Source organism: Streptomyces sp. NPDC004667 (assembly GCF_040609475.1).
Lineage (GTDB): Bacteria > Actinomycetota > Actinomycetes > Streptomycetales > Streptomycetaceae > Streptomyces.
Genome location: NZ_JBEXKC010000080.1, coordinates 1 through 23,651 on the forward strand (window position 1 = coordinate 1; position 23,651 = coordinate 23,651).

General features: G+C 73.8%; 20 protein-coding genes and 1 other RNA gene. 8 read left to right on the forward strand and 13 right to left on the reverse strand.

The window, feature by feature from the left end:
- Positions 1-146: 146 nt before the first annotated feature.
- From ABZW32_RS31700 to ABZW32_RS31720, 5 genes are all read right to left on the reverse strand, one after another.
- Positions 147-725 carry a CGNR zinc finger domain-containing protein gene (locus tag ABZW32_RS31700; protein WP_356222582.1) on the reverse strand — a complete coding sequence of 193 codons (579 nt, stop codon included), beginning with the start codon at positions 723-725 and terminating at the stop codon, positions 147-149.
- A gap of 177 nt (positions 726-902) precedes the next feature.
- A complete protein-coding gene (locus ABZW32_RS31705) occupies positions 903-1,445 on the reverse strand; it encodes a GNAT family protein (protein WP_356222585.1) in 543 nt (180 codons plus the stop codon).
- 40 nt (positions 1,446-1,485) lie between these two features.
- On the reverse strand, positions 1,486-2,628 hold the full coding sequence (locus ABZW32_RS31710; RefSeq protein WP_356222587.1) for a uroporphyrinogen-III synthase: 1,143 nt from the start codon (positions 2,626-2,628) through the stop codon (positions 1,486-1,488).
- Between the two features lie 138 nt (positions 2,629-2,766).
- Positions 2,767-4,155 (reverse strand): nitrate/nitrite transporter, encoded by a 1,389-nt coding sequence (locus ABZW32_RS31715; RefSeq protein ID WP_356222590.1) that lies wholly within the window; start codon positions 4,153-4,155, stop codon positions 2,767-2,769.
- A 97-nt stretch (positions 4,156-4,252) separates the two neighbouring features.
- Positions 4,253-5,221 (reverse strand): LysR family transcriptional regulator, encoded by a 969-nt coding sequence (locus ABZW32_RS31720; protein ID WP_356222593.1) that lies wholly within the window; start codon positions 5,219-5,221, stop codon positions 4,253-4,255.
- 97 nt (positions 5,222-5,318) lie between these two features.
- Between ABZW32_RS31720 and ABZW32_RS31725 the strand changes: the two genes are divergently transcribed.
- From ABZW32_RS31725 to ABZW32_RS31740, 4 genes are all read left to right on the forward strand, one after another.
- Complete coding sequence (locus ABZW32_RS31725; protein WP_356222596.1) at positions 5,319-6,602, forward strand: MFS transporter; 1,284 nt, start codon at positions 5,319-5,321, stop codon at positions 6,600-6,602.
- A gap of 45 nt (positions 6,603-6,647) precedes the next feature.
- A complete protein-coding gene (locus tag ABZW32_RS31730) occupies positions 6,648-7,784 on the forward strand; it encodes an SH3 domain-containing protein (RefSeq protein WP_356222599.1) in 1,137 nt (378 codons plus the stop codon).
- Positions 7,785-7,927: 143 nt separating this feature from the next.
- Positions 7,928-8,200 carry a type II toxin-antitoxin system prevent-host-death family antitoxin gene (locus ABZW32_RS31735; protein ID WP_030240463.1) on the forward strand — a complete coding sequence of 91 codons (273 nt, stop codon included), beginning with the start codon at positions 7,928-7,930 and terminating at the stop codon, positions 8,198-8,200.
- Positions 8,197-8,460 carry a Txe/YoeB family addiction module toxin gene (locus tag ABZW32_RS31740; protein ID WP_345180570.1) on the forward strand — a complete coding sequence of 88 codons (264 nt, stop codon included), beginning with the start codon at positions 8,197-8,199 and terminating at the stop codon, positions 8,458-8,460. The genes ABZW32_RS31735 and ABZW32_RS31740 overlap by 4 nt, the downstream gene beginning before the upstream one ends.
- Before the next feature lie 95 nt (positions 8,461-8,555).
- Here ABZW32_RS31740 and ssrA read toward each other — a convergent pair.
- The 3 genes from ssrA to ABZW32_RS31755 form a co-directional block, all read right to left on the reverse strand.
- Positions 8,556-8,944: a transfer-messenger RNA gene (ssrA, locus tag ABZW32_RS31745) on the reverse strand.
- Between the two features lie 84 nt (positions 8,945-9,028).
- On the reverse strand, positions 9,029-9,514 hold the full coding sequence (smpB, locus tag ABZW32_RS31750) for an SsrA-binding protein SmpB (RefSeq protein WP_030240466.1): 486 nt from the start codon (positions 9,512-9,514) through the stop codon (positions 9,029-9,031).
- Positions 9,515-9,532: 18 nt separating this feature from the next.
- Positions 9,533-10,717 carry a S41 family peptidase gene (locus ABZW32_RS31755; RefSeq protein ID WP_356222603.1) on the reverse strand — a complete coding sequence of 395 codons (1,185 nt, stop codon included), beginning with the start codon at positions 10,715-10,717 and terminating at the stop codon, positions 9,533-9,535.
- Positions 10,718-10,850: 133 nt separating this feature from the next.
- Between ABZW32_RS31755 and ABZW32_RS31760 the strand changes: the two genes are divergently transcribed.
- Positions 10,851-12,053: a transposase gene (locus ABZW32_RS31760; protein ID WP_356222606.1), complete on the forward strand. Its 1,203-nt coding sequence runs from the start codon at positions 10,851-10,853 to the stop codon at positions 12,051-12,053.
- A 36-nt stretch (positions 12,054-12,089) separates the two neighbouring features.
- Here the strand turns inward: ABZW32_RS31760 and ftsX are convergent, their stop codons facing one another.
- Both ftsX and ftsE read right to left on the reverse strand, forming a co-directional pair.
- Positions 12,090-13,052 (reverse strand): permease-like cell division protein FtsX, encoded by a 963-nt coding sequence (gene ftsX, locus ABZW32_RS31765; RefSeq protein ID WP_285543260.1) that lies wholly within the window; start codon positions 13,050-13,052, stop codon positions 12,090-12,092.
- A 16-nt stretch (positions 13,053-13,068) separates the two neighbouring features.
- Positions 13,069-13,758: a cell division ATP-binding protein FtsE gene (gene ftsE / locus ABZW32_RS31770; RefSeq protein WP_030240478.1), complete on the reverse strand. Its 690-nt coding sequence runs from the start codon at positions 13,756-13,758 to the stop codon at positions 13,069-13,071.
- Between the two features lie 222 nt (positions 13,759-13,980).
- Between ftsE and ABZW32_RS31775 the strand changes: the two genes are divergently transcribed.
- Positions 13,981-14,169, forward strand: a complete 189-nt coding sequence (locus tag ABZW32_RS31775; RefSeq protein ID WP_030240481.1) for a hypothetical protein — start codon at positions 13,981-13,983, stop codon at positions 14,167-14,169.
- Positions 14,170-14,257: 88 nt separating this feature from the next.
- Here ABZW32_RS31775 and prfB read toward each other — a convergent pair whose 3' ends face one another.
- On the reverse strand, positions 14,258-15,367 hold the full coding sequence (gene prfB, locus ABZW32_RS31780) for a peptide chain release factor 2 (protein ID WP_345180599.1): 1,110 nt from the start codon (positions 15,365-15,367) through the stop codon (positions 14,258-14,260).
- 315 nt (positions 15,368-15,682) lie between these two features.
- On the opposite strand from prfB, the gene ABZW32_RS31785 reads away from it, so the two are divergent.
- Entirely contained in the window at positions 15,683-16,738 is a 1,056-nt protein-coding gene (locus ABZW32_RS31785) for a 2-oxoglutarate and iron-dependent oxygenase domain-containing protein (protein WP_356222611.1), read from the forward strand.
- A gap of 50 nt (positions 16,739-16,788) precedes the next feature.
- Here the strand turns inward: ABZW32_RS31785 and ABZW32_RS31790 are convergent, their stop codons facing one another.
- Together ABZW32_RS31790 and ABZW32_RS31795 are read right to left on the reverse strand one after the other, a co-directional pair.
- Positions 16,789-18,042 (reverse strand): serine/threonine-protein kinase, encoded by a 1,254-nt coding sequence (locus tag ABZW32_RS31790; protein WP_356222613.1) that lies wholly within the window; start codon positions 18,040-18,042, stop codon positions 16,789-16,791.
- 212 nt (positions 18,043-18,254) lie between these two features.
- Positions 18,255-20,069, reverse strand: a complete 1,815-nt coding sequence (locus ABZW32_RS31795; protein ID WP_356222616.1) for a serine/threonine-protein kinase — start codon at positions 20,067-20,069, stop codon at positions 18,255-18,257.
- Positions 20,070-20,524: 455 nt separating this feature from the next.
- On the opposite strand from ABZW32_RS31795, the gene ABZW32_RS31800 reads away from it, so the two are divergent.
- Positions 20,525-23,545: an FHA domain-containing protein gene (locus ABZW32_RS31800; RefSeq protein WP_356222637.1), complete on the forward strand. Its 3,021-nt coding sequence runs from the start codon at positions 20,525-20,527 to the stop codon at positions 23,543-23,545.
- Positions 23,546-23,651: the final 106 nt, after the last annotated feature.

Consider the following 23,651-nt stretch of genomic DNA (forward strand, 5'->3'; position numbering starts at 1 on the left):
GGCCATCGCGAAGCGACGCGACCGCAGGGAGCGCCCTTGACAGCCCGGCCCGACACGGAAGGACAGTGAGACTGACGGGAAACCCCCAGCCCTTCTCTGATTCGGGCCAGGCCGGGTCCCGCCGTCCCCCGACCCCGCCCCGCCCCCTACCCCTCCCCCACCCCCACCGCCGTGCGGATGCGTCGGCGGTGGCGGGCCACGCGTTCGCGGTTGCCGCACAGTTCGCTGGAGCACCAGCGGCGGCGGTGGCCCCGGGAGGTGTCGAGGTAGACGCGGGCGCAGCCGTCGCCCTCGCAGGCGCGCAGCAGGGCCAGGTCGCCGGGGTCGGTGAGGAGTTCCACCGCGTCCCGGGCCACCGAGGCCAGCAGCCCCGCGCACTCGACCCCGCCGCACAGCTCCCGGACCAGGTGTCCCTCCCGGTCCCGTACGGCACACAGGCCCGGGGGTGGACCGGCAGCCGCCGCGTTGACCCGGGCGAGGGCGCCCTCCTCGGGGCCGGCCCCGGCCAGGGAGGCCCGTACGAGGGTGCCCACGTCGGCGCGCAGGCCGCGGAAGGCGGCCACCCAGTCGGGCCCGAGCCGTGCGAGCGGGGTCCGGTCGGGTACCAGTCCGGCGCCGACCAGCCACAGCCTCAGCTCGTCGGTGTCGCCGATGTCCTCCGCGTCCCCTTGGGGCGTGGAGGTGGCCAGCAGGTCCAGACAGACCCGCCCGGAGTCGAACCACATGCCGGTCACCGCCTCGGTCGCCGTGGGTCCCCCGTGGGTCGCCTCCCCAGAGTGCCGTCGTCGCGTGCGTTGCGGAAGCCCCCGTGCGGGGCCCGGCCCCCGGGCGCCGCCTCCCGGCCCGCCGTCCGGCGCGTCGGTCACCTCGGCGGCGCGTCGGTCACCTCGCCGGCGCGTCGGTCACCTCGGCGGCGGGTCGTCGTGCAGGAGGCGCTGGAAGAGGCGGTGGTCGCGCCAGGCGCCGTTGATGTGGAGGTAGCGGGGGGCGACCCCGAACTCGGTGAAGCCCGCCTTGGCCAGGACCCGCTGGGAGGCGAAGTTGTCGAGCAGGGTCCCGGCCTCGACCCGGTGCAGGCCGACCTCGTCGCGGGCGATCCGGCAGACCTCCTCGACGGCGGCGGTGGCCAGGCCCTTGCCGTGCCAGTCGCGGTCGACCCAGTAGCCGATGCCGCCGCTGCGCAGGGGGCCCAGGGCGATGGAGCCGAGGTTGATCGAGCCGACCGGGGTCTCGCCCGCGACCAGCAGGAACGGGAGGGTGAGGCCGGACTCCCGCTCCGCGAGCAGCGCCTCGATCCGGGCCCGCTGGCCCGCCTCCGTGTAGAACTGCTCGCGCCGGAAGGGCTCGTACGGCTTCATGGCCTCCCGGTTGCGGGTCACCACATCGGCCAGCGCGGCGGCGTCGTCGACCGTGACGCCCCTCATCTCCACTCCGTCAATGATCATCCGAGCACGCTAACCGACCCCCGCGGCCCCGCACAGCCCCTCAGCGGGCGGAGCCGTCGCCCGCGCACCCGCCCGCGTCCAGCGACAGCCGGTACCCGCGCTTGACCACCGTCTGGATCAGCTTCGGCGCCCCCAGCGCCGCCCGCAGCCGGGCCATCGCGGTCTCCACGGCGTGCTCGTCGCGCCCCGCCCCGGGCAGCGTCCGCAGCAGTTCGGCCCGCGACACCACCCACCCCGGACGCCGGGCCAGGGCCGTCAGCAGCGCCATCCCGGCGGGCGGCACCGGCCGCAGCGCGCCGTCGACGAGCACCGCCCGGCCCCGGATCTCCAGCCGGTGACCCCCGACCGGCAACACCCGCGCCCGGCCGGGCAGTTCCTGGCAGAGCAGCTGGACCAGCGGCCCGAGCCGGAACCTCTCCGGCGCCACGGTGGGGACCCCCTCGGCCTGGAGCGGCAGCGCCGTCACGGGCCCGACGCAGGCGCAGAGCACCGGCCCGCGCAGCGCCTCCACGACGGCCTCCCGCAGCCCCCGTTCCCCGGCGCGCGACAGCAACGAGGCCGCGGCGGGCGCCGAGGTGAAGCTGACGGCGTCCAGCGCCCCGACGGCGACCGCGTCCAGCAGCCGGTCCAGCGGCCCGAGGTCCTGCGGCGGCATCCACCGGTACACGGGCACCGGCACCACCTCGGCCCCGCCCGCGCGCAGCGCCTCCACGAACCCGGGCAGCGGCTCCCCGTGCAGCTGCAGCGCGATCCGCCGTCCGGCGACCCCGTCGGCCAGCAGCCGGTCCAGCACCTCCGCGAGCGACTCGGACCCCGGCGACCAGTCCTCCACCAGCCCCGCGGCCCGTACGGCCCCCTTCACCTTGGGCCCGCGCGCCAGCAGTTCGGCGGTGCGCAGCCGCTCCAGCAAGCCCTCGCCGATCCCCCATCCCTCGGCTGCCTCGATCCAGCCCCGGAAGCCGATGGCGGTGGTCGCGACGACCGCGTCCGGGGGGCAGTCGATGAGTTCCTTGGTGGCGGCCATCAGCTCGCCGTCGTCGGCGAGGGGAACGATCCGCAGGGCGGGCGCGTGCACCACGCTCGCGCCGCGCCGGCGCAGCAGGGCGATCAGATCGTCGGAGCGCCGGGCGGCGGTCACCCCGACGGTGAAGCCCGACAGGGGGCCGTGCGTTGCTTCGTCCATGGTGGGTGACCTGCCTCGGCTGCCGTTGCCCGGGGTCCGGGCGGGTGTCACGTCGCGGGACCGAGCCTGTCAAGGGGTCGTGTCAGGCTCGGTTCCGCCGTATTTCGGTGCCGTAACGCGCCCGGCACCGGGCCCGCCTCACACGGAGGTGAGCTGCGTCTTCGCGGTGGCCGCGGGGGCTCCCGGGGCTCCGGGGGCGGCCGTGGGGCGCTGCCGCGGCCGGCGAAGGTATACCGCCCAGGTGGCGGCGCAGCACGCCGCGTAGAAGGCGAGGAAGGTGACGAAGGCGGCCGTTCCGGAGCCGGAGTCCTGGAAGGCCCGGCGGAACACCAGGTTGATGCCGAGTCCGCCCAGCGCCCCCACGGCGCCGATCAGGCCCATGGCGGCCCCGGAGATCCGCCGCCCGTACGCGGCCGCCTCCTCGCCCTCCAGGCCCCGCGCCAGGGCCTCGGCGTGGAAGATCCCCGGGATCATCTTGTAGGTGGAGCCGTTCCCGGCCCCGCTGAGCGCGAAGAGGGCGACGAAGCCGGCCAGGAACAGGGGCAGGGACTCGCGTACGGAGGCCAGGACGACCACCCCGGTGGCCGCGGCCATCGCCACGAAGGCGGCCAGGGTGATCCGCGCCCCGCCGAACCGGTCCGCGAGCGCCCCGCCCACGGGCCGGGACAGGGAGCCGAGCAGCGGTCCGAGGAAGGTCATCGAGGCGGCCTGGAGCGGGGTGCGCCCGAACTGGGTCTGCAGGACCAGCCCGAAGGCGAAGCCGTAGCCGATGAAGGAGCCGAAGGTGCCGACGTAGAGGAAGGCCATGATCCAGGTGTGGGGCCGGCGGGCCGCCTCCCGTACGGCGCCCGCGTCGGCGCGCACGGGGGCCAGGTTGTCCATGCGGACGAGGGCCAGCGCGGCGGCGGCCACGATCAGGGGGAGGTAGGCGGCGAGCAGCAGGCGCGGGTGTCCGGCCCCGGCGGTGGCGATGACGAGGAGCGCGGCGAGCTGGACGACGGGGACGCCGATGTTCCCGCCGCCCGCGTTGAGGCCGAGTGCCCAGCCCTTCTTGCGGAGCGGGAAGAAGGCGTTGATGTTGGTCATCGAGGAGGCGAAGTTGCCGCCGCCGACGCCGGTGAGCGCGGCCACGGCCAGGAAGGTGCCGTACGGCGTGCCGGGCTCCATGACCACCAGCGCGGCCACGGTCGGCACGAGGAGCAGCAGGGCGCTGACGACGGTCCAGTTGCGGCCGCCGAAGCGGGCGACGGCGAAGGTGTAGGGGATCCGGACCAGGGCGCCGACGCAGGTGGCGGTGGCGATGAGGAAGAACTTGCCGGCCGGGTCGATCCCGTAGCCGGGGCCCATGAAGAGCACCATCACGGACCACAGGGACCAGATGGAGAAGCCGATGTGTTCGGAGAACACGGAGTAGAGGAGGTTGCGGCGGGCGATCCGCTCGCCCGTTTCCCGCCAGAACGTCTCGTCCTCGGGGTCCCACCGCTGGATCCAGCGGCTCCCCTCGCGTGGTGCGGTGGTACGGGTCATCACACGCCTCCCCGGCTGTCTCGTCCGTGGGAACGACGGTAGGAACGGCCCGTTTCGGCCCCGGTCCCCGCCGGATGACCGGCGGGAAACCTCCCGCTCACCCGGGGGCGGCGCCCGGTGTGAGCGCCGACGGGAGCCAGCTGCCCGGCGGTACGTCCAGCCAGCCGTGCGCGGCCGCGAGGCCCTCGGCCGCCCGCTGGAGGGCGTCCAGACCGGGATGGCGCAGGTCCCTGCGCCACACCAGGGCGAGCGGGGACAGCGGTACGGGGTCCACCAGGGGCCGTTTCACGCAGCCGGGCAGTTCGGCGAAGTCCACGGTCGCCAGGACCGGGGTGCGGGTCTTGGCCATCACCCGCCCGAACTCCTCCTTGCCCACCGCCACCGGCGCGGGCGGTGCCGGGGCGATGCCCCGCCCGGCGAACAGCTCGCGGGCCAGCCCGGTCCACTCCAGGGTCCGCGGGTTCCCGGCGCCCGCGTACACGCTCTCCCCGGCCAGCGCGGCCAGCGGCACCTCGGCGCGGGCGGCCAGGGGGTGGTCCTCGGGCAGCAGTACGGCGAGCGGTTCGTAGCGGACGAGCCGGTGGGCGAGGCGGGAGCGCAGCGCGGGGGCCAGCCCGGCGGCGTACCCGAAGGAGACGTCGAGCCGGCCGGCGGCGATCTCGGCGGCGGCATGGGTGAGCCCGCTCTCGAAGCGGGCCATCAGCTCGCAGCCGGGGGCCAGTTCGCGGGCGTGCTCCAGGACCCGGCGGCCGGTGCCGGGCCCGTCGGTGTTCACGTCGACGAGCAGGGCCCGGGGCGGGCCCGCGAAGGCGGCGGCCAGTTCCTCGTGGGCGCGCAGCACCTCGCGGGCGTGGGGCACCAGCCGCTCTCCGTCGAGGGTGAGTTCCACCGCCCGGGTGGTGCGGACGAACAGCGCGGAGCCCAGGGCCTGTTCGAGGCGGCGCACATCGCGGCTCAGGGCCTGCTGGGCGACGTAGAGCCGGGCGGCGGCGCGGGAGAAGTGCAGCTCCTCCGCCACGGCGAGGAAGCCGCGCAGCAGCCGGGGGTCGACGTCGCGGGAGTTCACCCGCGGAGACTAACAACGCGGATTGACATCAGGGGTGCGTGAATGGCGCCGGAACAGGTGTTGGACCGTCGTGCGGGCCGGACCGCAGGATCGGGGCATGCCGCAGAGAACCCCGCTGATGGCCGTGACCGGCAGCACCCTGGTCCTGGCCGCCTCCACCCCCGCACCCTCCCGCCCCTCCCGCGCCCGCGGCCCGTACGCCCGTCTCTTCGCCCTCCCCGGCACCCGCGGCTTCACCGCCGGGAACCTCCTCGCCCGCCTCCCCATGGGCATGTTCGGGATCAGCGCGGTCATGATGATCGCCGGACAGCGCGGCTCGTACGCCCTCGCCGGCGCCGTCACCGCGACCGGACTGGCCGCCACCGCCGTGGTCGCGCCCTGGACGGCCCGGCTGGTCGACCGCCACGGCCAGGCCCGGATCGCGGTGCCGGCGACCGTGATCGCGGTCCTCGGATCGCTCTGCCTGGTCGTGTGCGTGCGCACCGGAGCCCCCGTCTGGACCCTGTTCGCCTCCTACGCGGCCACCGCGACGACCCCCAACATCGGCGGTATGTCCCGGGCCCGCTGGACCCACCTGCTGCCCCGCGAGGCGCACCACACGGCGATGTCCTTCGAGCAGGCGGCCGACGAGCTCTGCTACCTGCTGGGCCCGGTCCTCGCGGCCCTGCTGTGCACCTCCGCCTTCCCCGAGGCGGGCACCCTCACCGGGACGGTGCTGCTCCTCACCGGCATGCTCGTCTTCACCGCGCACCGTGCCACGGAGCCCCCGCCGGCCGGGCGCCGCTCCGTCCGCGGGCCCTCTCCGGTGCGCGCGCTGCTGCCGCTGCTCGCCCTGTTCCTCGCCACCGGGGTGGTGTTCGGGTCGATGGAGGTCACCTCGGTCGCCCACCTGTCCGGGCTGGGGCTCGGGGCGGCGAGCGGCCCGGTACTGGCGCTCCAGGCGGCGGGCTCCTGCGCGGCCGGACTGCTCTACGGAACCCTGCGGCCCCGGAGCCTGCGCGCCTGCCTGGCCGGCCTGGCCTGCGCGATGGCGCTGCCCTGGGCCGCGGCGGCCACGGGCTCGCTGCCGCTGCTGGCCGGGGCCCTGCTGCTGGCGGGGACGGCCACCGCCCCGGTGATGGTGACGGCCATGTCCCGGGTGCACGCCCTGACGCCCGAGGGCCGCCTCAACGAGGGCATGACCCTCGCGGTCACCGCGATCCTGGCGGGCATCGCCGTCGGCTCCGCCACGGCCGGTCTGGCCGTCGACCACCTGGGGACGGCGACCGCGTACGCCCTCCCGGCCTCCGCCGCCGTCACCGCCCTGTTTGCCCTGTTTGTCCGGCGCCCGAGTGACCATACCCGCGTGGTACTCACGACCGGCGCGCGCGATCCGCAATAACTGGGGGGTCTCCCCAGCGCCCTTCCCTTCGCGGAGGAACCCCCCTTGTCTGCTTCCCGTTCCGTTTCGGCGGCCCTGTTCGTCGCGGCCGTCACCGCCTCCTGTCTGGTGCCGACCGCACCCGCCCTGGCCGCCGACTCGTCGCAGCTGCGGCTCTCCCAGCCGTACGTCCCCTCGATCGCCCCGGGCGCGACGGGCCGTGTGGTCATCGCCGCCTCGAACGGGGAGGACACGACCCGCAGCACCACCTTCCGCATCACGGCCCCGGAGCGGACCACCTTCCCCGAGGCCCGGTTCTACTGGAACGGCCAGCGGGCGGGCGGCTCCTGCACCCGGTCCTCCGACGCGCGCCTGCTGACCTGCGAGGCCGGCACCCGCGCGGGCTTCGCCTTCCCGGCGAACGCGCAGACGCGGCTGGCGGTGGCCCTGCGGGTGGACTCCGACGCCCCGCAGGGCACGACGCTCGACGGCGGCGAGTGGGCCACCGGCCACGAGGCCCCCGCCCTCTTCGCCGTCGCCACCCCGGTGACGGGCCCGAAGGGCGACGACGGAAAGCCGGGCCACGACGGCCACGACGGGAGGCCGGGCCACCACGGCAAGCCGGGCCGCCCGGGCCCCAAGGGCGACCAGGGCGAACGCGGCGAGAAGGGCGAACGCGGGGACCAGGGCGAACGCGGCCCCAAGGGAGAGCGCGGCGACCAGGGCGAACGCGGCCACAAGGGGGACAGGGGAGACCGGGGCCCGTCCGGCGGCCCCAAGGGAGACAAGGGAGACCGGGGAGAGCGCGGCCCGAAGGGCCACAAGGGAGAAGAGGGCGACCGCGGACCCCGGGGCCCGAAGGGAGACAAGGGCGACAAGGGCGACACCGGCAAGCCCGGCCACTGCAAGAAGTGCGACACCCACCACGACAAGCCCGGCAAGCCCGGCAAGCCCGGTAAGCCCGGCCACGGCGCCCCCAAGGCCCGCATCGTCACCACCGGCAACGGCCTCGGCGTCCGCTCCGGCCCCGGCACCGGCTACGAGCACCGGGGCAACGTCTCGCGCGGCGAGACCGTAGCCCTCCAGTGCAAGGTCAACGGCGAGACGGTCGAAGGCAATGCGATCTGGTACAAGCTCGCCGACGGCTCCGGCTGGATCGCCGCCCGCTACGCCGAGAACCTCAACCAGGTCCCGTTCTGCTGATCCTCACCACCGTCTGGCGCAGGCCCCTCAGCCCCCCGGCTGAGGGGCCTGTCCCCGTCAAGAACCCCGACAGCCGAACCCGTACCACAATTCGGTACGAGACCAGTACCATGAGGTCGTACCATCACAAGTGGAGGCGGCAGATGCCCATAAGCGCCAGCGAGGCACGCAAGACCCTGTTCCCCCTCATCGAGCGCGTCAACGACGACCACGTACCCGTGCGCATCAGCTCCAAGAACGGGGACGCGGTCCTCATGTCGGCCGCCGACTACGACTCCTGGCAGGAGACGGTCTACCTGCTGCGCTCTCCCGCGAATGCCCGCCGGCTGATGGAAGCCGTCGCCCGGGACAGGGAAGGGATCGCGAGCGTCACGAAGAGCATGGAGGAGCTCCAAGCCCTGGCCGGTGACGAGTGAGGAGCGTCCACTTCGACCCGGACGCCTGGGAGGACTTCCTGTTCTGGCTCGGGGCGGACCGCAAGATGGCCAGGCGGATCACCCGCCTGATCGGCGAGATCCAGCGGTCTCCGTTCGCGGGCATCGGAAAGCCCGAACCCCTCAAGGGTGACCTGACGGGCTATTGGTCCCGCCGGATCGACGACGAGCACCGTCTCGTCTACCGGGCCGACGACAAGGAAGTGAAGATCCTCAAGGCCCGGTACCACTACTCGGACTGACGGCGCACAAGCCCACCGGCTCGGAGGCTCGGACCGCGCGGGAAAGCCGAAGGCCCCGCAGCCAAGCGGCTGCGGGGCCTTCGCCCACATGGGATGAGTGGAGATGGCGGGAATCGAACCCGCGTCCAACGGTGCAGAAGCAGGGCTTCTCCGAGCGCAGTCCGCTGCGCTTTTCTCAGCCCCGGAGATCACACGGACAAGTCTCCGACGGGCTCAGTCACTGTTTGATTTCCCTCCAACCCCCGTGACCGGGGCTAGAGGTTTAGATCCCTTGTTGACGCCAGGATCCGGACCGGGACCACTTCCGGGCTGACGCTCCTCACAGAGGCTTCAGCTCACTGTTATTAGGCAGCGAGGGTGAAGCGGGAGTTATCGCTCTTGGAGTTGGCGATTATTGTTTGCGACATGTGGTTAGCGAGATCATTGCCGCTTCCTCGGCTCGCTTCCCCTGCATCGACATCCGCTGTCGAAACCGATCATCCCCATGTTTTGTTAACAAACTGCTCCACCCGCGAGCGGGAGGCGCTGACGCCATGGTACGCGAAGTGGACCACCGCGTGCCAGGAGATTAAACCGTGCCGCGCTGCTTGCGCCGGATCGCCGAGATGGCGCGGTTCGTCTCACGGGTGTCCTGCTTCTCCCGCAGGGTCTGCCGCTTGTCGTACTCCTTCTTGCCCTTCGCCAGCGCGATCTCCACCTTCGCGCGGCCGTCCTTGAAGTACAGGGCCAGCGGCACGACGGTGTGACCCGACTCGTCCGCCTTGCGCTCCAGCTTGTCGATCTCCTCCCGGTGCATGAGGAGCTTGCGCTTGCGCCGCGCACTGTGGTTGGTCCAGGTGCCCTGGCTGTACTCCGGCACGTGGACGTTGTACATCCACACCTCGCGGCCCTCGACCGACACGAAGCCGTCCACCAGCGAGGCCCGGCCCTGGCGCAGGGACTTGACCTCGGTGCCCGTGAGCACGATCCCGCACTCGTAGGTGTCGATGATCGTGTAGTCGTGCCGCGCCTTCTTGTTCTGGGCGATCAGCTTGCGCCCTTTTTCCTTAGCCATAGTGCGGTCATTTTCGCACTACGGACCCACCCCGGTGCCACCCAATACCGCCCGCGCCCGCTCCTCCGCGCCGTCCCCCGCCGCCGTCAGGTCCGGGGTGATGCCCCCGCCGTCGAGGCTGCGGCCGGCCGGCGTGCGGTACGTGCCCACCGTCAGCTCCGCCACCGAACCGTCCGGGAGCTCGGTGGGCATCTGCACCGATCCCTTGCCGAAGGTGCGGGAGCCGACGGTGACGGCCCGGCCCCGGTCCTGGAGGGCGCCCGTGACCAGCTCGGCCGCACTCATCGTGCCGCCGTCGACCAGGGCCACCAGGGGGCGGGCCGTGTCCCCGCCCGGGGCGGCGTACAGGGCGCGCTCGGAGCCCCGTACGTCGTACGTCGCCACGAGCCCGCCGTCCAGGAACGCGGAGGCCGCCGTCACCGCCTCCGTGACCAGACCGCCCGGGTTGCCGCGCAGGTCCAGCATCACCCCGGCGCCGGGCGGGGCCGCGCGGACGGCGTCGCGCACCCGCTCCCCCGAACCCCGGGTGAAGGAGGCCACCTTGATCACGGTGATGCCGTCCGCGAGCCTGCGCACGGTCACCGGGTCGACGCGCAGCCGCTCCCGCCGCAGGGTCTCGGTGCGGCCGGCGCCGTTGCGGCTGAGGCCGAGCACCGCCGGGGTGCCGGCCTCGCCGCGCAGCAGCGCCACCACGTCGGCCACGGCGAGCCCGGTCACACCGCGGCCGTCCACGCTCAGCAGCCGGTCCCCGGCGCGCAGCCCGGCCCGGGCGGCGGGGCTGTCGGGCTGGACCCGTTCGACCTCGATCACGCCGTCGTGGTGGCGCCCGGCCCAGAGGCCGACCCCGGTCCAGCGGCCGTCGAGGTCCTCGGCGAAGGCCTCGTACTCGCCCCGGTCGTAGACGGTGCCCCAGCGGTCGCCGCTGCGGCTGACCACCTCCTGGGCGGCCTTCTTGCCGGACTTGCCCTCGGCGACGGCCTCGGCGGCGGCGCGCGCGACGGCCTCCCGGTCCGCGGTCCCGCTCTGGCGCGGGGAGGGTAACGGAGTACCCGTGAGGGCGAGCGGCCGATCGGCCTCCGCCTCCTTCGGCGCCCAGGACCCGCTCCCCGCCCCGGCACCCACGGAGGCGAGGAAGAGCAACGTCAGAACGGCCCCGCGACGCAGGTCGCGGGGCCGGAGACAGAGAGCGGGCAGACCCGGCATGGCGCCGAGTCTAGGACAAGCCCCGCCGCGGTACGGCTGGTTGACGAACAGCACACAGTGCAGTCGGTCACTCGTTCGGGTGGAGTGCCGAGGTTCCCGGGCGGCCGGCAGGACGCCGCTCTAGGTTTGCGCCATGACCACAGCGGCGGGGATTCGCGAGGAGGGGCACGCCCGGTTCACCTTCCGGCTGCGCGTCTCGTCCACCGCGCTGTCGGCTCTGCTCGATGAAGCGGACCGCTGCCGCTGGGTGTGGAACCAGTGCGTCGCCACATCCCGTGCGGCGCACCGATCCGGAGAGAAATGCGGGCCTGCCGGACTCGACAGGATGCTGACCGGCTGGCGTGCCGAGCATGAGTGGCTGGGCGCAGGTGGGAGTGTGCCTCAGCAGCAGGCTGTCCGGGATTTCGCCGCTTCCAGGGCCAAGGCGTTGAAGGACATCAAGGCACGGTTGCCACTGCGGCGACGGGCGGGCATGCCCGGGCTCAAGAAGAAGGACCGGACCGACCCGTCGCTCAACTACACCCGGCGCGGCTTCCGGTTGAAGGACGGACGGTTGCACCTGGCGGGCGGCATCGCTTTAACGGTGGTGTGGTCGCGAGAACTGCCGTCTGATCCCTCCAGCGTGCGCGTCTATCGGGACAGCCTCGGCCACTGGTACGCCTCCTTCGTCGTCCGCACGGAAACGCTGCCGCTCGCCGGAACCGGCGAGGCGATCGGTATCGACTGGGGCGTGCGGGACCTCGCCACGACGACGAGCGATGCCCATGACCTCCCCCACCCCGGACACGGGAAGAAGGCAGCCGACCGGCTGGCGCGCTATCAGCGCATGATGGCCCGCCGTAAGCCAGGGCGCGGGCAGGCGGCCTCGAAGGGCTACCGAACAGCGAAGCGGCAGGCAGCGAAGGCGCACAAGAAGGCCGTCCGTCAGCGGCAGGACACTGCCCGTAAATGGGCCAAGCAGGTCGTAAGGGCCTTCGACCGGCTCGCGGTGGAGGATTTCCGGCCCAAGTTCCTCGCGAAGTCCACCATGGCGCGCAAAGCGGCTGACGCGGCGATCGCGTCCACCAAGAGCGAGCTGATCAACATGGCGCGCAAGCACGGCCGGATCGTCCACCTCGTGGACCCGGCGCACACCACCATGGACTGCGGACGGTGCGGAGCGAGAGCCAAGCACGCCCTGCCGCTGTCGGAACGCACCTACACGTGTACCGCGTGCGGAGCCGTCTCCCCCAGGGACAAGAACTCCGCACGCGTGATGCTCGTCCGGGCAGGTCTCGACCCGGCCGGCGCCGATCGCGGAAGACTGGGCGGACCGCCGGTCCGCCCAGCAGCGTGAGCCGGGAATCCCCCTCCTGGGTGGAGGGGGAGGGCGTCAAACCTTGAGGTACTTGCGCAGCGCCACGAACGCCGCCAGGGAGGGCATCAGGAGGCCGATCACCAGGACCAGGGGGAGCTTGGTGAGGACGGCGTCCCAGCCGATGAAGTTGATCAGCTGGAGCTTGTCGCGGAGCGCGATGCCGTGGTCGATGACGAAGTACTGGCCCGCGCCGAGCATGCCGCAGGCCAGGCCGGCGCCGATGAGGCCGGCCACGGCCGCCTCCATGATGAACGGCACCTGGATGTAGAAGCCGGAGGCGCCCACCAGGCGCATGATGCCGGTCTCCCGCCGACGGCTGAACGCCGAGACGCGCACCGTGTTGACGATCAGCAGCAGGGCCACGATCAGCATGATCAGCATGATGCCGAGCGCCGCCCAGTTGAGGGTGCCGAGCAGGGCGAAGAGGTTGTCGAGCTCGCTGCTCTGGTCGGCGACCGACTGCACCCCGTCGCGGCCCGCGAAGGCCGAGGTGATGACCGCGTACTTCTCCGGGTTGCGCAGCTTGACCCGGAAGGAGTCGGGCATCTGGTCCGGGGTGACCACCGAGGCGAGCGCCGTGTGCCCGAAGCGCTCCTTGTAGTGCTTGTAGGCCTCGTCCGAGGACTCGTACATGACCGTCTGGACGAGGGCCATCTTCTTGAGCTCGGTCTCGATGCCCTGCTTCTGCTCGGGGGTCACCGCCCCCTTGGAGCAGGGCTTGCCGCCGCCCGCGGCGGGCGCCCCGGCGGCGGCGGGGGCTCCGGCCGCGTCGATGGCGTCGTTCTTGGTGCAGAGGTAGACGGTGACGTTGACCTTGTCGTACCAGAACCCCTTCATCGCGCTGACCTGGTCGCGCATGAGGAGGGAGCCCCCGAAGAGGGCCAGCGACAGGGCCACGGAGATGATGACCGCGAAGGTCATGGTGAGATTGCGGCGGAGGCCGACGCCGATCTCCGACATGACGAACTGGGCGCGCATGGCGTCTGGGGACCTTTCAGTGCTGGTAGCCGTAGACGCCGCGCGACTGGTCGCGCACGAGTCGGCCCTGTTCGAGTTCGATGACGCGCTTGCGCATCTGGTCGACGATCTGCTGGTCGTGCGTCGCCATGATCACGGTGGTGCCGGTCCGGTTGATCCGGTCCAGCAGCTTCATGATCCCGACCGAGGTCTGCGGGTCGAGGTTGCCCGTCGGCTCGTCCGCGATCAGCAGGGCGGGCCGGTTGACGAAGGCGCGGGCGATGGCGACGCGCTGCTGCTCACCGCCGGAGAGCTCGCCCGGCATCCGCCCCTCCTTGCCGCCGAGGCCGACCAGCTCCAGCACCTGCGGGACGGCCTTGCGGATCTCGCCGCGCGGTTTGCCGATCACCTCCTGCGCGAAGGCGACGTTCTCGGCCACGGTCTTGTTGGGCAGGAGACGGAAGTCCTGGAAGACGGTCCCCAGCTGGCGCCGCATGTGCGGGACCTTCCAGTTGGAGAGCTTCGCGAGGTCCTTGCCCAGGACGTGCACCTGACCGTGGCTCGCCCGTTCCTCGCGCAGGACCAGCCGCAGGAACGTGGACTTGCCGGAGCCGGAGGAGCCGACCAGGAAGACGAACTCGCCCTTGGCGATGTCCAGGGAGACGTCTCTGAGTGCGGGACGGTTCTGCTTCGGGTAGGACTTGGAGACGTTGTCGAATCGGATCACGGGTGCACCACGGTCGCCGGGAGTAGGTGTGCGTGACCATACGCGACCGGGCGCGAGGTGGGGACCCGGCATCCGCACTTGCCCGATATATCCCGGCTCTCGGCGGTGCGGTTTCGCGATTGCCCGGACGGGCCGCGCCGAATGTCGGCGGAGCTGGCACAGTGGTAGGGGGAACGGTCTCGGTCCCCACGCCGTTAACGAAGGGGACGAGAGGAGGAGCGCATGACATATGACCGGCTCGTGTGCGCGAACTGCGCGGCACCCGTGAGCCAGGGCCGATGCCCTGTGTGCCGGGCGAACCGGGAGCGCCTCCAGCAGGAGGGCCCCTTCGCCGGGCTGAATCCGGTGACGCTCATCGCGCTTCTGGTGGCGCTGGTGGCGGCACTGGCGTTGGTGGCTCGGACCGCGTAGCCGACGCCGCGTCCCGATCACACGTAAGGACGAAGGGCCCGGACACCATCAGGTGTCCGGGCCCTTCGCTCGTTCCACGCGTCACGCGTTACGCGCTCTGCTCCTGCTGCTTGCGCCAGCGGATGCCGGCCTCCAGGAAGCCGTCGATCTCGCCGTCGAGGACCGCCTGCGGGTTGCCGACCTCGAACTCCGTGCGCAGGTCCTTGACCATCTGGTACGGGTGCAGGACGTAGGAGCGCATCTGGTTGCCCCAGGAGCTGCCGCCGTCCTTGAGGGCGTCCATCCTGGCCTGCTCCTCCTGGCGGCGGCGCTCCAGCAGCTTGGCCTGGAGCACGTTCATCGCGCTGGCCTTGTTCTGGATCTGCGAGCGCTCGTTCTGGCAGGAGACGACGATGCCGGTCGGGAGGTGCGTGATGCGCACGGCCGAGTCGGTCGTGTTGACGCCCTGGCCGCCGGGGCCGGAGGCGCGGTACACGTCCACGCGCAGCTCGGTCTCGTCGATCTCGACGTGGTCGCTGGTCTCGACGACCGGGAGGACCTCGACGCCCGCGAAGGAGGTCTGGCGGCGGCCCTGGTTGTCGAAGGGGGAGATGCGCACGAGGCGGTGCGTGCCCTGCTCGACGGAGAGGGTGCCGTAGGCGTACGGGGCCTTGACGACGAAGGTGGTCGACTTGATGCCGGCCTCTTCCGCGTACGAGGTCTCGTAGATCTCGGTGGAGTAGCCGTGCCGCTCGGCCCAGCGCAGGTACATGCGCTGGAGGCGCTCGGCGAAGTCGGAGGCGTCGACGCCGCCGGCCTCGGCACGGATGTTGACCAGCGCCTCGCGCTCGGCGTACTCGCCGGAGAGCAGGGTGCGGACCTCCATCTCGTCCAGCGCCTTGCGGACGGAGACGAGCTCGGCCTCGGCCTCGGCGAGGGTGTCCGCGTCGTCCATCTCCTGGGCGAGCTCGAACAGCACCGCGAGGTCGTCGATGCGGCCGCGCAGGGACTCGGTCTTGCGCACTTCCGCCTGGAGGTGCGACAGCTTGCTCGTGATCTTCTGGGCGGCGTCCGGGTCGTCCCACAGGGACGGCGCGGCGGCCTGCTCCTCGAGCACGGCGATATCTGCCCTCAGCTTGTCGAGGTCCAGGACGGCCTCGATCGACCCCATGGTCGAGGAGAGGGACTTCAGCTCTTCGGAAACATCGACGACTGCCACGGGTCCAGCGTAGCCGGTCCCCGGACGGCACTCTCCGGCCAGGCCGGATCAACCCGTACGGGGAGGGGTGGGTACGGGCGTACCCTCACCGTATGACCGTTCTACTCGTGAAGCGCCGCCATGTGGACCACATGCGTGTCACCACCACGAGCTGTCTGCCGCCGGACCTCGCACGAGCCTGATCCACCCCGATCCGACTTCGGTCCTGTACGCGGCCCCGCCGCCCCGGCGCCATCCCTGCCGGCGGCGCGCTGCCACCCGCTGCCCCGCCATCTCTGGGGCACAGGACCCCGTGACATCCGAAACGGAGCCGTCATGCCGTCCGCGCACCCCTCCTCCTCTTCTTCTTCCGCCACGCTCCCCTCCTCCGCTTCCTCCTCCTCGTCGCTCGCCGTCATCGACCTCTCCCGGGCGGACGACCCGGCCGAGCGGGCCGACTTCCTGAAGCAGCTGCACGCCGCCGCCCGGGACACCGGCTTCCTGTACCTGACCGGGCACGGCATAGGCGAGTCCGAGACCGCCCGGATCCTGGAGCTGACCAGGGCGTTCTTCGCGCTGCCGGAAGCGGACCGGCTCGCGGTGAGCAACCTGAACTCCCCGCACTTCCGGGGCTACACCCGGATCGGGCACGAGCTGACGGGCGGCTCCTCCGACTGGCGCGACCAGCTCGACGTCGGCGCGGAGCGGCCGGCCCCGGTGCTGGGGCCGGACGACCCGGCGTACCTGTGGCTGGAGGGCCCCAACCAGTGGCCGGAGGCGCTGCCGGAGCTGCGGGAGGTGGTCCTGGACTGGCAGACGCGGCTGGCGGCGGTGGCGCACCGGCTGCTCCGGGAGCTGCTCGCCTCGATCGGTGCCCCCGCCGACTTCTTCGACGCGGCCTTCGCGGACCGCCCCCACCTGCACACGAAGCTGATCCGCTACCCCGGGTCCGCGCCGTCGGGCGCCGACCAGGGGGTGGGCGCGCACAAGGACTACGGGTTCCTGACGCTGCTCCTGCAGGACTCGGTGGGCGGGCTCCAGGTGGTCCGGGACGGCGCGTACGTCGACATCCCGCCACTGCCGGGGGCCTTCGTGGTCAACCTGGGCGAGCTGCTGGAGATCGCCACCGAGGGGTACCTGCGGGCCACCGACCACCGGGTGGTCAGCCCGCCGGGCGCGGTGGAGCGGTTCTCGGTGCCGTTCTTCTACAACCCCCGGCTGGACGCGGTCGTGGAGACCGTCCCCGGGGACTACCTGCGCGGGGCGCCGGGCATCGCCCAGGACGCCTCGAACCCGCTGCACGCGGAGTACGGGCGCAACGAGCTCAAGGGCTGGGTCCGCGCACATCCCGAGGTCGCCCGGCGCTGGCACCCGGAGCTCACCACCGCGTAGCCCGCACGGCGGCCGGGCCCCGGAAGGGGCCCGGCGGGGGTCGGACGGCCCTAACGGGGTGCCGGGGCGGAGTGCTTGCCGTCCTGCTTCGGCGGCGCGGGGTCCTCGCCGCCCGACACCGCGAGCCAGCTCCCCACCCCCACCGCGGCGGCCAGCGCCAGCGCCGACGCCGAGAGCACCAGCCGCCGCTTGCGCGCGACCTCGGCCCGGTGCCGGGCGGAGCCCGGACGGTGGCCGCCGGCCGGACGCGGGACGCGGGCGGTGCCCAGGGCGCCGCCGGCCAGCTCGTCGGGGGCCGGCACGCGCATGGAGGTGTGGGTGTCCCGGTTGGAGTCCGTCGCGGAACCCGGTACCAGCGGCACCACGCCCCGCCGGCGTACGGGATCGGCCGCCGGTTCCTCCGAGGGCTCCGGCTCCGCTTCGGCGTCGTCCGGCTCGTCCACGTCCAGCGGCGGCATCCCGGCCAGCATCGGCAGCAGCTCCCGCAGCCGGACGGACAGCTCCGAGGCCCGCAGCCGCGAGGCGGGGGCCTTGGCCAGGCACTGGACCATGAGCTGCCACAGCTCGTCGGGGATCCCCGGCAGCGGCACCACGGTCTCGGTCACGTGCCGGCGCAGCACCGCGCCCGGATGGCCCCCGCCGAAGGGGGTGAACCCGGCGAGCAGCTCGTACAGCACGGTGGCCAGGGCGTATATGTCGACGGCCGCCCGCGGGGGCAGGCCTTCCACTATCTCCGGCGCGAGGTAGTCCGGCGTCCCGATGATCCGGGTGGTCGGCGCGGTGGCCCGGCTCCCGGCGGCCCGCCGGGGGGAGTCGATGAGCTTGGCCACGCCGAAGTCGGTGAGCAGCGCGGGGTGGGCGCCGCCCGGCCCGAGGGGGCCCTGCATGTCGAGCAGGACGTTCTCCGGCTTGACGTCCCGGTGGACGACCCCGGCCGCGTGGGCGGCGGCGAGGGCGTCGGCGACGTCGGCGACGATGGCCACGGCCGCCTCGGGGGCGAGCCGGCGCTCGCGGTCGAGGCGCGTGCGCAGGTCCGTGCCGCGGACGAGGTCCATGACCAGGGCGAGGTCGTTGCCGTCGACGACGAGGTCGCGGACGGACACGACGTGGGGGTGCTCCAGCCCGAGCAGCGCGCTGCGCTCCTGGACGAAGCGTCCGACCAGTTCCTGGTCGGAGGCGAGGTCCTCGCGCAGCAGTTTGATGGCGACGGGCCCGTCGGGCCCCTCGCCGAACCACACCGTGCCCGCGCTGCCGCGCCCCAGGATCTGGTGCGCGGTGTACCGGCTGCCGATCTTCCGTGCCACGACTGCTCCCTCAGCGGCTGGAGTACGCGACAAAGCTACGCGGCCGAATGGGGGTTGGAGGCTCCGGATCGCGGCGACCTTCACTTCTGCGGGCGAAATCACGTCCTGGATGTCGACAAATCCACGAAGTCGGCGCTACGGGAGCCCTTCGGCGGGACCTCGGCGGGGTCTCAGGGCCCGTCGGCCGACGTCAGGGCGACGTCAGGCCGACGTCAGGGCGTGCCACCGCCGCTGCCGCTGCCGCCGCTCACCGAGTCCCCGATCGAGGTGACGAAGTCGACGGCGTCGCTGCCCCAGCTCCACACCTGGTCCCACCAGTTCTTGCCGGTGCCGACCCATTCCTGGAGCGGGGTGAGCTCCCAGACCAGCCAGCCGCCGATGAACAGCAGCAGGATCATGACCAGGCAGCCCTTGAGGCAGCCGAGGCCGGGGATCCGGACCGGGTTGGCGCTGCGGCGGCGGGGCTCGCGCGGTTCGCGGGGCTCGCGCGGGGGCCGCTGCTGCTGGGGCGCCTGCGGCCGGGCCTGTGCCTGGGGCCGCTGCTGCTGCGCAGGCGGCTGCGGCGGCTGGTACTGGGGCTGCTGCGGCTGCTGGTACTGCTGGGGCTGGTACTGCTGCTGGGGCTGCTGGTACTGCGGCTGCTGATACTGCTGCGGCTGCTGGTACTGCTGGGGCGAAGGCGCCGGGCGGTACTGGGGCGGCTGCTGCTGCGGCGGCTGCTGCGGGTACTGCTGCTGCGGCGGCCGGGGCTGGTGCTGCGGGGGCGGCGGGGCCTGCCGCTGGGGGCGGCGGCGCAGCGGGTCCTCGCTCGGGTCGAGGTAGTGCATCTGCGTCTGCTCGTTGCGGTCCCGGGCGGCCCGCATCTGCGACTCCCACGGGTGCGGGCTGTCGGGCCGCTGCACGGGGGGCATGACGGAGGTCGGGTCCGGGGCGCCGCCGGGCGCGCCCGGGGCGCCGGTGCTGGGCAGCACGGTGGTGGCGTCACCGCCGCCGATCGGCGGCAGCACGCTGGTCATGGCGTTCGGGTCGTACGCGCCCGGCTGGGCGGCCCCGGCCCCCGCGGGCAGCGCCTGCGTCGGGTCGGCGGCGCCGGGCACGGTGGGGACGGGCGCCGGAGAGGGGTCGGGCACGAGCAGGGCGCCGACGCCGAGCGCGGCCTCGACCTCGTCGGGCGAGGAGTGCACGCGGATGCCGGAGGCGACCACGCGCAGGCCGCGGGCCAGGTTCTCGGCGCTGGGACGCTCGTCGGGCTCCTTGCGCAGGCAGCGCTCGATGACGATCCACAGCGGCTCGGGCACGCTCGGGGGCCGCTGGGGCTCCTCGCTGAGGTGGCGGTGGAGCACTTCGAGCGCGGTGCCGCCGGCGAAGGGCGGGCGGCCGGTGACGAGCTCGTAGAGGAGGATTCCGGCGCCGTAGATGTCGACGGCGGAGGTCTGCGGGCGGCCCTCGGCGGACTCGGGCGCCACGTAGGCGGGGGTGCCGACGAACTCGTGGGTGCGGGTCAGGCCCGGGGAGTCGGCCAGGCGCGCGATGCCGAAGTCGGTGAGCATCGGCTTCATCTGGCCACCGCGCTCGTCGAGCAGCACGTTGGCGGGCTTCAGGTCGCGGTGGACGACGCCGTCGGCGTGGCTGGCGGCGAGCGCGTCGGCGATCTGCGCGGTCAGCAGGCACGCGGCGACCGGGCTGAAGGGGCCGTTGTCGCGGATGTACTTGTGCAGGTCCGGGCCGTCGATCAGGTCCATGACCAGGGCCAGCAGGTCCCCCTCGACGACGAGGTCGCGGGTGCGGACGATGTTGGGGTGGGTCAGGCGCAGCAGGACGGAACGCTCGCGCAGGAAGCGCATGACGATGTCCGCGTCCTGGGCCAGCTCCTCCTTGAGGACCTTGATGGCCACGGTCTCGCCGGGCTGTCCGGCGACGGCCGCTTCCGCGCCGGCGGTCTCCCGCTGGCGGGCTCGCCAGACGGTGCCCGTCGCGCCGCGTCCGAGCGGCTCTTCGAGCAGGTACTTGCTGCCGACTGGCCGCACGTCTCGCGCTCCCCTGCTGTCGTGTGGTCGGGTCTTTCCCGGGGTGTTTCCGGCTGATTCCGCTGTGTGGGTTTCCGGCCCAACTCTAGGGGGTGTCCCCGGGGAAGACGCGGGCCGACGGAGGTTGGTTGCCGCACATATGTACGAAGAGTGAGATATGCGGGGTATGCCGGAGGCGATTTTGAGCAGCTCCCTGTCCGTATTCGTACGGCGGGCCGACCGACCCGTGACCGATCAAGATCAATTGTGGGCGGGTGCCGGGCGTGTCGAACGCGACAGGTGCGAGGATGCACCCGTACGGAACGGCCGGGACGGGAGCCCTGCCTTCCGGCAGACCTGACCGGACGACGCGTCCGTGCCGGGCGGGGGGTGACCGGGCAGGCATGCCCCGCCGTTCCCCTGCCGGACGCACGCACCGCGCACTGCGCTCCGCGCAGAAGGGACCGCTGACGGCGATGCAGATCCGGTTGACCGTCCTTGGGCCGCGCAGCGGCCACCAGGCCGCCGCCGCGGCGGCCGGCTGTGACGTCCTCGTCACCGCGCCCGCCGGGACCGCGCTGGCCGCGGTCGCCTCCGGGCTCGCGGCGACCGTGGGCGGGCCCGACACCGGCGGCACCGTGGTGCTGTACGCCGGAGCGCGCCGGCTCGACCTCCAGCGGACCGTCCTCGGCGAGCCGCCGCTGGTCGACGGGGCGGTGCTGACGCTGCACACCCCCGCGTCCGACGGTGACGCGCTGGCCGACGACGGACACACGGCCCCGCAGCTGCACGTGGTGGCCGGACCCGACGCGGGCGGGGTCCACCTGCTGCACCCCGGGGCGGTCCGGATCGGACGCTCGGCGGACGCGGACGTACCGTTGGACGACCCGGACGTGTCGCGGCTGCACTGCGCGGTGACCGTACGGGCGGACGGCCGGGTGACCGTGGCCGACCTCGGCTCGACGAACGGCACCACCCTCGACGGCGCCCCCGTGGGCGCGGGGACGGTACCGCTGCCGCCGGGCGCCCTGCTGCGCATCGGCGAGTCCACGCTGCGGCTGGCCTCCGGCGCCGGGGACGCCCGGCCCCTGGCGGTGGTCCCGGACCTGGAGGGCCACCTCTCCCTCCCCGCCCCGGGCCCCTCCGGCGGTACGGAGCCCACCGCGCCCGGCGGCCCCGGCCCCGACCCCGCCCTGGGGCTGCGCCCCGGCACCCCCCGCCCCGGCACGCCCGGCGCGGCGCACCCCGCCACGGCCCGCCCGGCGTCACCGGACGCCCCCGACACCGGCACCGACACCGGCGCGGGGCAGGACCGGCACTCCGGCGCCCCCCTCCCGGGAACCCCCGGCTCCGAGGAGCGGCCCGGGACGCCCGGCGCGGCCAGGCGCCGGGGGCTCGGGGCCTGGGCGCGCAGATGGGTGCGCGGGGAGGAGCCCGAGCAGGCGGCGGAGGCGGAACCGGACGCGCCGGCCAGGACCGCGGCACCTGACGCCGACGACCCGGCGGCGCTGTTGCTGGCCGCCCTCGGGCCGACGCGGCGGCTGTGGTCGCGCGGGGCCGGAAACCTGCGGTTCCTGGAGGCGGGGCTCGGCGCGGGCAGCCGGGTCTCGCTGCGCGAGTGCGGCTCGCTCGGGATCGCGGGACCGCGGGACCGGCTGACCGGCGTCGCCCGGTCCGTGATCGCCCAGCTGGCCGGGCTGCACGCGCCCGCGCGGCTGGAGATCGTCCTGCTGGCGGCGGACCGCGCGTACCCCGTGCAGGAGCGGCGCCGCGACTGGGGCTGGCTGGGCTGGCTGCCCCACGTACGGCCGGCGCACGGCCAGGACTGCCGGCTGCTGCTCGCGTACGACCGGGACCAGGCGGTCGCGCGGACCGGGGAGCTGACCCGGCGGCTGGACGACAGCGCGCTCGGCACCAACTGGGCGGCCGCCGACGAGGAGGCGCTGCGCCGGGCCGCGCACGCCTACGAGGGACCCCGCACGCTGGTGGTCGTGGACGGCGATCCGGGCGCGGGCCACCTGCGCGAGGTGACGGGCCGGCTGGCCTCGCACGGGCCGGCGGCCGGCATCCACGTCCTGGTCCTCGCGCAGGCCCCGGCGGCGACGCCCGCCTCCCCCGTGGCCGCGACGTACGAGGCGGCCTGCGCCAGCTCCCCGGCGTTCCGGCACTGCGGCCGGGCCGCCCTGCTGAGCGGCGACGTGGCCACGGCGGTGCGCAGCTTCCCCGTCACGGGCGGCCGGCCGGCCGGCCCCGGGGAGACGGCGGTCGCGGACGGGGTCTCCGCCGCCTGGGCGGAGCGGTTCGCCCGGGCGCTGGCGCCGCTGCGCGCGGACGCGGCGCCCGCGCAGGGCGCCGGGTACCGTCCGGCGGCCGCGAGCCTCCCGGCGGCCGCGCGGCTCCTCGACGAGCTCGGTCTTGCCCGGGCCACCCCGGCCTCCCTGATGGCCCGCTGGGCGGCCGCCACCGACCAGGGCCAGGGCGTCGGCGGCCGGGCGGAGATCGTCCTCGGCGCGGGCCGGCGCGGGCCGGTCGGTGCCGAGCTGGTCCACGACGGCCCGCACCTGCTGGTGGAGGGGCCCGCCGGCAGCGGCCGGACGGAGCTGCTGCGTTCGCTGGCGGCCTCCCTGTCGGCGGCGGCCCGCCCCGACCACCTGGGCCTGGTCCTGCTGGACGGCGCCGGCGGGGAGCGCGGCGACGGCCTCGCGCCCTGCATGGAACTCCCGCACGTGTCGGCCCACCTGGTGGCCTCGGACCCGCTGCGCATGCGGGAGTTCGCGCAGGCCCTCGGTGCCGAGCTCAAGCGCCGCCACGAGCTGCTGGACGGGACGGCGTTCGCGCAGTGGCACGCGGGCCGGGAGGCGGGCGGCCGGATGGTCGCGCCCCGTCAGCCCACGCCGGGCGAGCTGCGCGGTGACCTCGATCCGCAGCGCAGCGGCACCCTGCGGCTGCGGGCCTCCGCGCCGCGCACCGAGCCGGCGGCGGGGCCGAGTCCGCTGCCCCGGCTGGTGGTGCTGGTGGACGACTTCGACGCGCTGGTCGCGCCCGCGCTGGGCAGCACGGGCCGGCCGGCCGCCGGTTCGGTGGTGCGGGCGCTGGAGGCGGTGGCCCGGGAGGGCACCCGCCTCGGGGTGCACCTCATAGCGACGAGCGCCCGCCCGGACCGTACGGCCGACACCGAGCTGGCCCGGCGCTCCACGCTGCGGGTCGAGCTGGACGCCCCGGACCGGCCGGGTCCGGGCCGCGGCGTGCTGCGGTACGCGGACGGGCGGGCGGTGCCGTTCCAGGCGGGCCGGGTGACGGGCCGGATCCCGCGCACGGCGACGCTGCGGCCGACGGTGGTACCGGTGGAGTGGGACCGGATGGGTGATCCGCCGGCCCGCCGCCCGGTGCGCGAGCTGGGCAACGGCCCGACGGACCTGGCGCTGCTGGCGAGTGCCCTCGACCGGGCCTCCCACCTGGTGTCGGCGACGCCGGTGCTGTTCCCGCCCGCCCCCTGAGGTCCCCCTCCTCCCCCGCGCAGACCCATCGGCGACCCCTCCACGGCCCCTCCACTGCCCCCTCACGCGGTATTGCGGGGCCGCGCGGGTCGGCGTAGACCTTGTG